At 70.4% G+C, this 11,524-nt stretch carries 12 protein-coding genes and 1 pseudogene; 12 read left to right on the top strand and 1 reads right to left on the bottom strand.

The window, feature by feature from the left end; genetic code table 11:
* Positions 1–139: 139 nt before the first annotated feature.
* From lepB (BT364_RS23540) to BT364_RS23500, 9 genes are all read left to right on the top strand, one after another.
* Entirely contained in the window at positions 140–1,036 is an 897-nt protein-coding gene (gene lepB / locus BT364_RS23540; protein ID WP_107408295.1) for a signal peptidase I, read from the top strand.
* Between the two features lie 52 nt (positions 1,037–1,088).
* Positions 1,089–1,832: a signal peptidase I gene (gene lepB / locus BT364_RS23535; protein ID WP_072487227.1), complete on the top strand. Its 744-nt coding sequence runs from the start codon at positions 1,089–1,091 to the stop codon at positions 1,830–1,832.
* On the top strand, positions 1,822–2,310 hold the full coding sequence (locus BT364_RS23530; RefSeq protein WP_072487226.1) for an NUDIX hydrolase: 489 nt from the start codon (positions 1,822–1,824) through the stop codon (positions 2,308–2,310). The genes lepB (BT364_RS23535) and BT364_RS23530 overlap by 11 nt, the downstream gene beginning before the upstream one ends.
* A 63-nt stretch (positions 2,311–2,373) precedes the next feature.
* Positions 2,374–2,682, top strand: coding sequence for a DUF2469 domain-containing protein (locus BT364_RS23525; protein WP_003965949.1), 309 nt, complete (start codon positions 2,374–2,376; stop codon positions 2,680–2,682).
* Between the two features lie 127 nt (positions 2,683–2,809).
* A complete protein-coding gene (locus tag BT364_RS23520; protein WP_072487225.1) occupies positions 2,810–3,169 on the top strand; it encodes a YraN family protein in 360 nt (119 codons plus the stop codon).
* Positions 3,169–4,794 carry a YifB family Mg chelatase-like AAA ATPase gene (locus BT364_RS23515; protein WP_072487224.1) on the top strand — a complete coding sequence of 542 codons (1,626 nt, stop codon included), beginning with the start codon at positions 3,169–3,171 and terminating at the stop codon, positions 4,792–4,794. The genes BT364_RS23520 and BT364_RS23515 overlap by 1 nt, the downstream gene beginning before the upstream one ends.
* Positions 4,791–5,951, top strand: a complete 1,161-nt coding sequence (gene dprA, locus BT364_RS23510; RefSeq protein ID WP_072487223.1) for a DNA-processing protein DprA — start codon at positions 4,791–4,793, stop codon at positions 5,949–5,951. The genes BT364_RS23515 and dprA overlap by 4 nt, the downstream gene beginning before the upstream one ends.
* Before the next feature lie 240 nt (positions 5,952–6,191).
* The gene (gene whiG / locus BT364_RS23505) at positions 6,192–7,028 is read left to right on the top strand and encodes an RNA polymerase sigma factor WhiG (protein WP_072487222.1); all 837 of its coding nucleotides are present in this window, start codon (positions 6,192–6,194) and stop codon (positions 7,026–7,028) included.
* 118 nt (positions 7,029–7,146) lie between these two features.
* Entirely contained in the window at positions 7,147–7,713 is a 567-nt protein-coding gene (locus BT364_RS23500; RefSeq protein ID WP_072487221.1) for a TetR/AcrR family transcriptional regulator, read from the top strand.
* Between the two features lie 86 nt (positions 7,714–7,799).
* Here BT364_RS23500 and BT364_RS23495 read toward each other — a convergent pair.
* A pseudogene (locus BT364_RS23495) lies at positions 7,800–8,438 on the bottom strand (murein hydrolase activator EnvC family protein); the annotation flags it as partial.
* Positions 8,439–8,715: 277 nt separating this feature from the next.
* Between BT364_RS23495 and rpsB the strand changes: the two are divergent.
* The 3 genes from rpsB (at position 8,716) to pyrH (ending at position 11,514) form a co-directional block, all read left to right on the top strand.
* Positions 8,716–9,642: a 30S ribosomal protein S2 gene (gene rpsB, locus BT364_RS23490; protein ID WP_072487220.1), complete on the top strand. Its 927-nt coding sequence runs from the start codon at positions 8,716–8,718 to the stop codon at positions 9,640–9,642.
* A 99-nt stretch (positions 9,643–9,741) separates the two neighbouring features.
* Entirely contained in the window at positions 9,742–10,578 is an 837-nt protein-coding gene (tsf, locus tag BT364_RS23485) for a translation elongation factor Ts (RefSeq protein ID WP_072487219.1), read from the top strand.
* 159 nt (positions 10,579–10,737) lie between these two features.
* Complete coding sequence (gene pyrH / locus BT364_RS23480; protein ID WP_072487218.1) at positions 10,738–11,514, top strand: UMP kinase; 777 nt, start codon at positions 10,738–10,740, stop codon at positions 11,512–11,514.
* The last annotated feature ends 10 nt before the right edge of the window (positions 11,515–11,524 follow it).

The raw sequence follows: 11,524 nt of genomic DNA, 5'->3' as shown, positions 1-11,524 counted from the left end.
AGCGGCCCGCGGTCGGCAAAGCGGTCGGGGACGCAGGAGCGCTGCGGAACTCCCGCTCGTTGTTCGGGGCAATGGGCCTTTGAACGGACAGGGCCCTGGAGCAGGCGTGGGCGCAGAGTGAGGACTGGATGTGAGTGACGTGGCTGCCGGTGCACGACCTGGACACGAAGAGCCCGCGAAGGGGCCCGACCGGTCCGCTGGGCCTGTCTCCGGTCCGCCGGTGGAGGCGCCGGGCCCGGACGGGGACGGAGACAGGGACGAGGACGGCGCGAAGGTCAGGAAGCAGCGTCCCTTCTGGAAGGAGCTGCCGCTGCTCATCGTCGTCGCACTGGTTCTCGCGCTGCTGATCAAGACGTTCCTGGTGCAGGCGTTCTCGATCCCCTCGGACTCGATGCAGAACACGCTCCAGCGGGGCGACCGGGTGCTGGTGGACAAGCTGACCCCCTGGTTCGGCGGGGAGCCCGAGCGCGGCGAGGTGGTCGTTTTCCACGATCCGGACAACTGGCTGGCCGGGGAGCCGACCCCCGAGACGAACGTGGTGCAGGACTTCCTGAGCTTCATCGGCCTGATGCCGTCGTCCAAGGAGAAGGACCTGATCAAGCGGGTCATCGCGGTCGGCGGCGACACCGTTCAGTGTGCGAAGGGCGGCCCGGTCGAGGTCAACGGGAAGGCGCTCGACGAGCCGTACATCTTCCCGGGCAACTCGGCCTGCGACGACAAGCCCTTCGGGCCGTTCAAGGTGCCCGAGGGCAAGATCTGGGTGATGGGCGACCACCGGCAGAACTCCTTGGACTCGCGCTATCACACCGACGAGTCGACCAAGGGCTTCGTGCCCGTCGACGACGTGGTGGGGCGGGCCGTGGTGGTGGCATGGCCGATCAACCGCTGGTCGACCCTGCCGGTCCCGGACACCTTCGACCAGCCGGGGATCGCCGCGGCGGCGGGCCTGGCCCCGGGGGCACTCGGTATGGCGGGTGCGCTGCCCCTCGTACTGCTGCGCCGCAGGAGGCTGACCAGCAGGCGTACCGCCGGGTAGGGTGCCGACTCGGATCAGCGATTGTCGATCTCCGAGGTGGGGGGACGCTGGGATGAGCGGTAAAGGACGTACGGGTGACGGCCACGGCCGGCTCGGCAGCATGCTGTCGGGGCTGGCCGTGGCCGTCGGCTGTGTGCTCTTCCTCGGCGGGTTCGCCTGGGGGGCGGTGGTGTACAAGCCGTACACGGTGCCGACCGAGTCGATGACCCCGACGGTGCACGCCGGTGACCGGATACTCGCGCAGCGGATCGACGGCAGCGAGGTGCACCGCGGCGACGTGGTCGTCTTCACCGATCCCGCGTGGGACGCCAACCTGCCGATGGTGAAGCGGGTCGTCGGGATCGGCGGCGACAAGATCGCCTGCTGCGGGAAGGACGGCCGGCTCACCGTCAACGGCAAGCCCATTGATGAACCGTATCTGCACACGAAGGACCCGGCCTCGGCCGAGAACTTCACGGCGGAGGTGCCCAAGGGGAAGCTCTTCCTGCTGGGTGACGAACGCACCGCCTCACTGGACTCCCGGGTCCACCTGGACGACGCGGGACATGGCTCCGTCCCCCGCGACGCGGTTCAGGCCCGGGTGGATGCCGTCGCCTGGCCGATGAACGGCATGGTCGAGCGTCCGCGGGCCTTCGCCTCCCTCCCCGGCGGGGTGTCGTCGCCGGGACCGCTGCGGCTTCAGCTCGGCGCCGTGCTCGTGGGCGTGGTACTCATCCTGGGCGGTGCGGCATACGGCCCGATCGCGGCACGGTCCGCCCGGAAGAGGAGCGGAAAGGTGCCCGCCGGTGCGCGTTGAGAAGCGGAAGGTCGCCCGTGTGGTGCTCCTGGACCCCGACGACCGGATCCTTCTGATCCACGGGTTCGAGCCCGGGGATCCGCAGAGCACCTGGTGGTTCACGCCCGGTGGCGGTCTGGAGGGCGACGAGACCCGGGAGGAGGCCGCGCTGCGTGAGTTGATGGAGGAGACCGGCATCACCGATGTCGAACTGGGCCCGCTGCTGTGGCAGCGGATGTGCTCGTTCCCGTTCGACGGGCGCCGCTGGGACCAGGACGAGTGGTATTTCCTGGCACGTACGACGCAGACCGTCACCGACACCGGTGGGCTGACCGGGCTGGAGCAGCGCAGTGTCGCGGGTCTGAGGTGGTGGACCTCCGCCGAACTGTCGGCAGCGCGTGAGACGGTGTACCCGACCAGGCTCGCCGAGTTGCTGCGCACGCTGCTCGACGAGGGTCCTCCGCGTACGCCACTGGTTCTGGACCCCGAAATCGCCTAAGCGCCCGGGGGCCCGGGGCCTGGCGCACAATGGGGGGACGCACGGCTGAAGGGGAACATGCCAATGAGCGCCGAGGACCTCGAAAAGTACGAGACCGAGATGGAGCTGAAGCTCTACCGGGAGTACCGAGATGTCGTCGGTCTGTTCAAATATGTGATCGAGACCGAACGGCGCTTCTACCTCACCAACGACTACGAGATGCAGGTGCACTCGGTCCAGGGCGAGGTGTTCTTCGAAGTATCGATGGCGGACGCCTGGGTCTGGGACATGTACCGGCCCGCGCGGTTCGTCAAGCAGGTACGCGTGTTGACGTTCAAGGACGTCAACATCGAGGAGCTCAACAAGAGCGATCTCGAACTTCCGGGTGGCTGAGCCCACTTTGAGAGGGGAGTGATTCCCACTTCCGGGTGGCCGGGATATCCACAATCCCGGAGTTGTCCACCAAGATCCACAAGCCGGGACCGGACGCGCCAGAGTCGGTCCCGGAGGTGGTGCCGAAATGAACGCACGGGGGGCACTCGGGCGGTACGGCGAGGATCTGGCGGTGCGGCTGCTGGCCGAGTCCGGCATGTCCGTACTGGAGCGGAACTGGCGCTGTCGCGCCGGTGAGATCGACATCGTCGCGATGGACGGCGACGCACTCGTGGTCTGCGAGGTGAAGACCCGCAGGGCGGGTGCGTTCGAGCACCCGATGGCGGCCGTCACGCCGGTCAAGGCGGAGCGGCTGCGGAGGCTGGCCGGCATCTGGCTGGACCGGCACGGCGGCCCGCCGCCCGGCGGGGTCCGGATCGACCTGGTCGGAGTGGTGCTGCCCAGGCGCGGAGCGCCCGTTGCCGAGCATGCGCGGGGGGTGGCCTGATGGGGTTCGCGCGGGCGTGCTCGGTGGCGCTCGTCGGCGTCGAGGGCGTGGTGGTGGAGGTCCAGGCGGACCTGGAGGCGGGGGTGGCCGCGTTCACCCTGGTGGGGCTGCCGGACAAGAGCCTGGTGGAGAGCCGGGACCGGGTCAGGGCCGCGGTGGTGAACTCGGGGGCCGAGTGGCCGCAGAAGAAGCTCACGGTGGGCCTGTCACCGGCCTCCGTGCCGAAGGGTGGCTCCGGGTTCGACCTGGCCGTCGCCTGCGCGGTGCTGGGGGCGGCCGAGCGGATCGATCCGGCGTCCATCGCCGATGTGGTGATGATCGGTGAGCTCGGGCTCGACGGCCGGGTGCGGCCGGTGCGCGGCGTGCTGCCGGCCGTGCTCGCCGCGGCGGAGGCCGGATACCGGCAGGTGGTCGTGCCCGAACAGACCGCGGGGGAGGCGGCGCTGGTCCCCGGCGTCTCCGTCCTCGGGGTACGGAGCCTGCGGCAGTTGATCGCCGTGCTCTGCGAGGAGCCGGTGCCCGACGAGCGGGAGGCGCACGACGAGGGGCGCCCCGGCACCATGCTGGCCGGGCTGATGGTGCCCGGCGCGGGCATCGGTACCGGGCTCGCCCGCGGGACCGGGCAGGGCGAGGGGAATCCACCCGATCTGGCGGATGTGGCGGGGCAGGAGCGGCCCCGCAAGGCTCTGGAGGTCGCCGCGGCCGGCGGTCACCATCTGCTGCTCTCGGGGCCGCCGGGCGCCGGCAAGACCATGCTGGCCGAGCGGTTGCCGGCGATCCTTCCGGCGCTGACCAGGAAGGAGTCCCTGGAGGTGACCGCGGTGCACTCGGTGGCGGGCATCCTGCCGCCGGGGGAGCCGCTGGTCGCCAGGCCGCCCTACTGCGCGCCCCACCACTCGGCGACGATGCAGTCGCTGGTCGGCGGGGGCAACGGACTGCCGCGGCCCGGCGCGGTCTCGCTGGCCCACCGGGGGATTCTCTTTCTGGACGAAGCGCCCGAATTCTCCATGCGGGCACTGGACGCGCTGCGCCAGCCGCTGGAATCGGGGCACGTGGTGGTGGCACGCAGCGCCGGGGTGGTGCGGCTGCCCGCCAGATTCCTGATGGTGCTGGCCGCCAACCCCTGCCCGTGCGGGCGGCACAGCCTCAGCGGGGCGGGCTGCGAATGCCCGCCGTCGGCGGTCAGGCGCTACCAGGCGCGACTCTCCGGGCCACTGCTCGACCGGGTGGATCTGCGGGTGGTCGTCGACCCGGTCAGGCGTCAGGACCTGATGGGGCCGGGCAGCCGGGGTGAGCCGACCGCCTCCGTCGCGGCCCGGGTCCAGGAGGCCAGGGCCCGGGCCGCGGACCGGCTGGCCGGCACCGCGTGGTCCTCCAACAGCGAGGTGCCCGGCCATGAGCTGCGGACCAGACTGGTCGCGGCACCGGGCGCGCTCATGGAAGCCGAACGGGACATGGAGCGGGGCCTGCTCACCGCGCGGGGCCTGGACCGGGTGCTCAGGGTGGCGTGGACGGTCGCCGATCTGCGCGGCGCCGACCGCCCGGACGCGTCCGACGTCGCGGTGGCGCTGGAGCTGCGGACCGGGATCTCGCGGGGCGCCCTGACGAACGCGGGGGCGTCATGACGGTGAGCGGTCAGGAGCGGCTGGCGCGGGCCGCCCTGACCCGCATCATCGAGCCGGGGGACGAGCACGGTGGCCGCTGGCTGCGCGAGTGCGGTGCCGTCGAGCTGGTGCGGCGGATCACCACCCGGGACGGCACGGCGGAGCAGCTGAGCGGAATGACCCCGAAACGGCTCGCCGGATACCGGCTGCGGGCCGAAGGCGCCGACCCCGGACAGGACCTCTCGACGGTCAACGCGCTCGGCGGGCGGTTCATCTGCCCCGGGGACCGGGAATGGCCCAGCCAGCTCGACGACCTCGCGGACGCCAGGCCGACCGGGCTGTGGGTGCGGGGGCCCCGCGATCTGAGGCTCTGGGCGCTGCGCTCGGTCGCCGTGGTCGGCGCCCGAGCCTGCACGCCCTACGGATCGCACATGGCGGCCGGCCTCGGCGCGGGACTCGCGGAACTGGGGTGGGTGGTCGTGTCGGGAGCCGCGTTCGGGGTCGACGGGGCGGCGCACCGGGGCGCGCTCGCCGTCGGCGGGGCGACGACGGCGGTACTGGCCTGCGGGGTGGACGTCCCCTATCCCCGGGGACACGCCGAGCTGATCGGACGGATCGCGGAACAGGGGCTCGTCATCGGCGAATTGCCGCCGTCCGATCATCCCACCCGCAGCAGATTCATCCTCCGGAACCGGGTCATCGCTGCGTTGACGCGCGGGACGGTCGTGGTCGAGGCCGAATACCGCAGCGGTTCACTGGTCACCGCACGCTGTGCACAGCGGCTCGGCCGCTTCACCATGGGCGTGCCGGGCCCCGCCACCAGTGGGCTGTCGGCAGGGGTCCATGAACTCCTGCGCGGAGAGGGCGTCCTGGTGACCGACGCCTCGGAAGTCGCCGAACTGGTGGGGGACATCGGCGAACTCGCTCCGGCCAGACGAGGCCCCGTGCACCCCCGGGACCTGCTGGACGCGGTCTCCGCCAGAGTCCTCGACGCACTGCCGTACCGGGGCTCCGTCAGCGGGCGGGATGTGGCCCGTACCGCCGGAACCAGCACCGACGAGGCGCTCGGCAGGCTGTACGAACTGCACTCACTGGGGTTCGTCGAACGGGATGGCGATGGATGGCAGTTGACGCCGCGGTCGACTTGCAATGGCGACGCGCGGCGAGGCGGTACTTGACCTGGAGCATTCGGGTGAAAAGGTGATGCAGATGACCTCGGCGGATCCTTCAGCGACGCCTCCGGGGCCGGCGCACGCGGCGACGGCCCCGGACCTCAGTCATGTCGGATCGGCCGGAATCGCACGGCGCCGATCCCTTATCCTGCGCGGACCGCGACATCACAGTCACGCTACGCTCACAAGGATTCCGGCTCAGACATACGTCCCAGCACTTCACAGCAGAACGGCTCAAGGCACCACATGCCCCAGCACACCTCCGGGTCTGACCGCGCGGCAGTACCACCGGCTGCGCGTGGCACTGTGCGCCCCCCTGCCCCCTCCTCGCTCGACGAGTTGTGGCGTTCGTACAAGGCCACGGGCGACGAGCGGCTGCGGGAGCAGCTGATCCTGCACTACTCACCGCTGGTGAAGTACGTCGCGGGCCGGGTGAGCGTGGGCCTGCCTTCCAACGTCGAGCAGGCGGACTTCGTCTCCTCGGGGGTCTTCGGACTGATCGACGCGATCGAGAAGTTCGACATCGAGCGCGCGATCAAGTTCGAGACGTACGCGATCACCCGCATCCGCGGCGCGATGATCGACGAACTGCGGGCGCTGGACTGGATCCCGCGCTCGGTGCGCCAGAAGGCGCGGGCCGTGGAACGCGCCTACGCCACGCTGGAGGCGCAGTTGCGGCGTACCCCTTCCGAGGCGGAGGTCGCCGCGGAGATGGGTATCGCGCTGGAGGAACTGCACGCGGTTTTCAGCCAGTTGTCACTGGCGAACGTGGTCGCGCTGGAGGAGCTGCTGCATGTCGGCGGCGAGGGCGGCGACCGGCTCAGCCTGATGGACACGCTGGAGGACACCACCGCCGACGATCCGGTGGAGGTCGCCGAGGACCGCGAGCTCAGACGGCTGCTCGCCCGGGCCATCAACACGCTCCCGGAGCGCGAGAAGACGGTCGTGACGCTCTACTACTACGAGGGCCTCACCCTCGCCGAGATCGGCAATGTACTCGGCGTCACCGAGAGCCGGGTCAGTCAGATCCACACCAAATCGGTGCTCCAGCTGCGCGCGAAACTGGCCGACGCCGGACGCTGAGAGCCACCCGCGGCCGGTGCCGGTCATGGCCGCTTCGGCCACGGATCAGGGCCGTACCCGTCCTCTCGAACACCGGCCGCCGTAGAGTGGACACGTGCCCAGGATTCGAGCGGCCTCGGTGGCCGAGCACCGGACCATGCAGCGCGGCGCCCTCCTGGACGCCGCACGCTCCCTGCTGTCCGAGGGTGGTACGGAGGCGTTGACCTTCCCCGCACTCGCCGAACGCACGGGCCTCGCCCGGTCCTCCGTGTATGAGTACTTCCGCTCCCGCGCGGCCGTGGTCGAAGAGCTCTGTGCCGTCGACTTCCCCGTCTGGGCGGCCGAGGTCGAGCATGCGATGGAGCAGGCCACCACGCCCGAGGGCAAGATCGAGGCCTATGTGCGCCGGCAGCTCGACCTCGTCGGGGACCGCCGCCACCGGGCGGTCGTCGCCATCTCGGCGAGCGAACTCGACGCCGGGGCGCGCGAGAAGATCAGGGCTGCGCACGGCGGGCTGATCGCCATGATCGTCGAGGCGCTCGGCGACCTCGGCCACGCCCAGCCGAGGCTGGCGGCGATGCTGCTCCAGGGTTCGGTGGACGCCGCGGTGCGACGTATCGAACTGGCCGTGGCCGAGGAGCCGTCCGTGATCGCGGACACCGCCGTCGCCATGATTCTCCGAGGCGTGCAGGGCGCGCAGGGCTGACGCGGCCGCCGCGACGCGGCGACCGCGAGCAGAACGCCGGGGGCGGCGAGCCCGTCCCCGGTCCCCGTCGCCGATTGCCCGGACTCGGGCTCGGGCACGCCGAACACTGGAAGCAGCCGGGACGGGCTCCGTCGCAGCAGCGACGGCGGCAGCAGCGACAGCGGATCCAGATAGGTGTCACCGCGCCGCAGCCCCCAGTGCAGACAGCCCGACGCGCAGTGGAAAGGCCCCGTCTCCACGACCGCCACCACCTGTCCCGCCGTCACCTTCTCGCCCTTCGCGACGAGCGCGCGCACCGGTTCGTACGTGGTCCGCAACGGCGGATCTCCGCTGCCGGCCACCTCGATCGCCAGCACTGCGCGCCCTGCCACACGCCCTGCGAACGAGACCTGTCCCGGGGCGGCGGCGAGCACCGCCGCCCCCGGCTCCGCGGCGAGGTCGACGCCGCGGTGCCCCCGCCCGTAGGGGCCGGCTGGGGGCTCCCAGCCCCGTACGACCGGAGGCCGCCCCGCCAACGGCCAGGCCCGGTCGCCGTCCGGAGCCGGTGCGGGGGACGGCGTGGGAACGGGTGCGGGTGCCGGTGCCCGTGCGGTGGCGGCCGACGGGCCGCACACCACCGCCAGCAGGGCCACCACCGCCACCACGAGCACCTCCCGCAGACGAAGGGAAGCGGGCTCCGGGGGAGCGGTCGGACCAGTTGTGCTCGGATCGGTTGTGGATCGCATGGCGGAACCGTCCCGCAGCCCCACGATCCGCGGGGATCATGAACCGGATCTGTGGACAACCAGCCGGTTGTGGACAGCGCCGTCACCCGGCACCCGGGCCGTCCCGTACACTTCCTATGGCGATCCGGGTCACCGGGTCGACTTCGCACGCCCCGCCACCTCCCTCTCTGCGGACGGTGGCCGCGCTCCTCGGTCCCTCGTGGCACGGCGCGTCGGGGCGTCAGGCGCGACAGCAATCCTGCGGTCGCGACAACCGAGCACCTCAAGGAGTACGGCCATGGCCGTCGTCACGATGCGGGAGCTGCTGGAAAGCGGCGTCCACTTCGGTCACCAGACCCGTCGCTGGAACCCGAAGATGAAGCGCTTCATCTTCACCGAGCGCAACGGCATCTACATCATCGACCTGCTCCAGTCGCTGTCGTACATCGACCGCGCCTACGAGTTCGTCAAGGAGACCGTCGCCCACGGCGGCTCCATCATGTTCGTGGGTACGAAGAAGCAGGCCCAGGAGGCCATCGCCGAGCAGGCGACGCGCGTCGGCATGCCGTACGTCAACCAGCGTTGGCTCGGTGGCATGCTCACCAACTTCTCCACCGTCTACAAGCGCCTTCAGCGTCTGAAGGAGCTCGAGCTCATCGACTTCGAGGACGTGGCCGCCTCCGGCCTCACCAAGAAGGAGCTCCTGGTCCTCTCCCGCGAGAAGGCCAAGCTGGAGAAGACCCTCGGTGGTATCCGCGAGATGCAGAAGGTGCCGAGCGCCGTCTGGATCGTCGACACCAAGAAGGAGCACATCGCCGTCGGTGAGGCGCGCAAGCTCCACATCCCGGTCGTCGCGATCCTCGACACCAACTGCGACCCCGACGAGGTCGACTACAAGATTCCGGGCAACGACGACGCGATCCGCTCCGTCACCCTGCTCACCCGCGTGATCGCCGACGCCGTCGCCGAGGGCCTCATCGCCCGTTCCGGTGCCGCCACCGGTGACTCGAAGCCGGGCGAGAAGGCCGCCGGCGAGCCGCTCGCCGAGTGGGAGCGCGACCTGCTCGAGGGCGACAAGAAGGCCGACGCCGAGGTGCAGACCTCCGCCGAGACCGAGAAGGTCGCGGACGCCGAGGCCGCCGCGGCCCCCGCCGCCGAGGCTGCTGCCGAGGCTCCGGCCGAGGCTCCGGCCGAGGCTCCGGCCGCGGACGCCGAGCAGGCCTGACACCCGTCACGGCTGAAGACGGCGGGGGCCGGTGCCACAAGCACCGCCCCCGCCGTTCACCCGTAGATCTTTCAGACTTCGAGAGAGAAACACAGACTCATGGCGAACTACACCGCCGCTGACGTCAAGAAGCTCCGCGAGCTGACCGGCGCCGGCATGATGGACTGCAAGAAGGCGCTCGACGAGGCCGACGGCAACGTCGACAAGGCCGTCGAGGCGCTCCGTATCAAGGGCCAGAAGGGCGTCGCCAAGCGCGAGGGCCGCTCTGCCGAGAACGGTGCCGTCGTCTCCCTCATCTCCGAGGACCAGACGTCCGGTGTTCTGCTGGAGCTGAAGTGCGAGACGGACTTCGTCGCCAAGGGCGAGAAGTTCCAGAACGTCGCGAGCACCCTCGCCGCTCACGTCGCCGCCACCTCGCCGGCCGACATCCAGGCGCTGCTCGCCTCCGAGATCGAGGCCGGCAAGACCGTCCAGGCGTACGTCGACGAGGCCAACGCCAACCTCGGCGAGAAGATCGTCCTGGACCGCTTCGCGCAGTTCTCCGGCGCGTACGTCTCCGCGTACATGCACCGCACCATGCCCGACCTGCCGCCGCAGATCGGTGTTCTGGTCGAGCTGGACAAGGCCGACGCCGAGCTGGCCAAGGGCATCGCGCAGCACATCGCCGCGTTCGCCCCGAAGTACCTGTCCCGCGAGGACGTCCCGGCCGAGGTCGTCGAGGCCGAGCGCCGCGTCGCCGAGGAGACGACGCGCGCCGAGGGCAAGCCCGAGGCCGCGCTCCCGAAGATCGTCGAGGGTCGCGTCAACGGCTTCTTCAAGGAGGCCACCCTCCTCGGCCAGCCGTACGCGCTGGACAACAAGAAGTCCGTCCAGAAGGTCCTGGACGAGGCCGGTGTCACCCTGAAGCGCTTCTCGCGCATCAAGGTCGGCATCTGAGTCCGTCCGCGAACAACGGTGGACCCCGATAGGGTCTAGTGCAGTCGTCGGCCGCACTCACGCCGTACGACCGCAGATCTGACGAGGAGGCCATTGCCGCTGAGGGACACCAGACCCACCGGCAATGGCCTTCTTCGTATGTGCACGAGGAGAATCTCCATGAACAAGGGCGCGGACGCCGCACAAGGTGACCACAAGCGCGACGACGGCAAGGTGGCCGGACGCTTCATGCTGAAGCTGTCCGGAGAGGCGTTCGCCGGCGGCGGGGGTCTCGGTGTCGACCCCGACGTCGTACACGCCATCGCCCGGGAAATCGCGGCTGTCGTCCGCGACGGCGCGGAAATCGCGGTCGTCATCGGCGGCGGCAACTTCTTCCGCGGCGCCGAGCTCCAGCAGCGCGGCATGGACCGGGCCCGGTCCGACTACATGGGCATGCTCGGCACGGTCATGAACTGCCTGGCGCTCCAGGACTTCCTGGAGAAGGAAGGCATCGACTCCCGCGTCCAGACCGCCATCACCATGGGGCAGGTCGCGGAGCCGTACATTCCGCTGCGCGCCGTGCGCCACCTGGAGAAGGGCCGCGTCGTCATCTTCGGCGCCGGCATGGGGATGCCGTACTTCTCCACCGACACCACTGCCGCCCAGCGCGCCCTGGAGATCGACGCAGAGGCCCTTCTGATGGGCAAGAACGGGGTGGACGGCGTCTACGACTCCGACCCGAAGAGCAACCCCGACGCGGTGAAGTTCGACGCGCTCGAGTACAGCGAGGTTCTCGCCCGCGATCTCAAGGTCGCCGACGCCACCGCCATCACGCTCTGCCGCGACAACGACCTGCCGATCCTCGTCTTCGAGCTCACCGCCACCGGCAATATCGCCCGCGCGGTCAAGGGTGAGAAGATCGGCACGCTCGTGAGTGACCGGAGCACCCGGGTCTGAGGACCGGGGG

This window comes from Streptomyces atratus, from assembly GCF_900119365.1.
GTDB lineage: Bacteria > Actinomycetota > Actinomycetes > Streptomycetales > Streptomycetaceae > Streptomyces > Streptomyces atratus_B.
The sequence above is the reverse complement of the archived record's forward strand: the minus strand, read 5'-3'. Positions and strand labels throughout refer to the sequence as shown.

Coding starts and splice junctions, on each gene's coding strand:
- lepB (WP_072487227.1), top strand. CDS start 1,089: ATGAGCGGTAAAGGACGTACGGGTGACGGCCACGGCCGGCTCGGCAGC.
- BT364_RS23525 (WP_003965949.1), top strand. CDS start 2,374: ATGAGCGCCGAGGACCTCGAAAAGTACGAGACCGAGATGGAGCTGAAG.
- BT364_RS23520 (WP_072487225.1), top strand. CDS start 2,810: ATGAACGCACGGGGGGCACTCGGGCGGTACGGCGAGGATCTGGCGGTG.
- BT364_RS23515 (WP_072487224.1), top strand. CDS start 3,169: ATGGGGTTCGCGCGGGCGTGCTCGGTGGCGCTCGTCGGCGTCGAGGGC.
- dprA (WP_072487223.1), top strand. CDS start 4,791: ATGACGGTGAGCGGTCAGGAGCGGCTGGCGCGGGCCGCCCTGACCCGC.
- whiG (WP_072487222.1), top strand. CDS start 6,192: ATGCCCCAGCACACCTCCGGGTCTGACCGCGCGGCAGTACCACCGGCT.
- rpsB (WP_072487220.1), top strand. CDS start 8,716: ATGGCCGTCGTCACGATGCGGGAGCTGCTGGAAAGCGGCGTCCACTTC.
- tsf (WP_072487219.1), top strand. CDS start 9,742: ATGGCGAACTACACCGCCGCTGACGTCAAGAAGCTCCGCGAGCTGACC.
- pyrH (WP_072487218.1), top strand. CDS start 10,738: ATGAACAAGGGCGCGGACGCCGCACAAGGTGACCACAAGCGCGACGAC.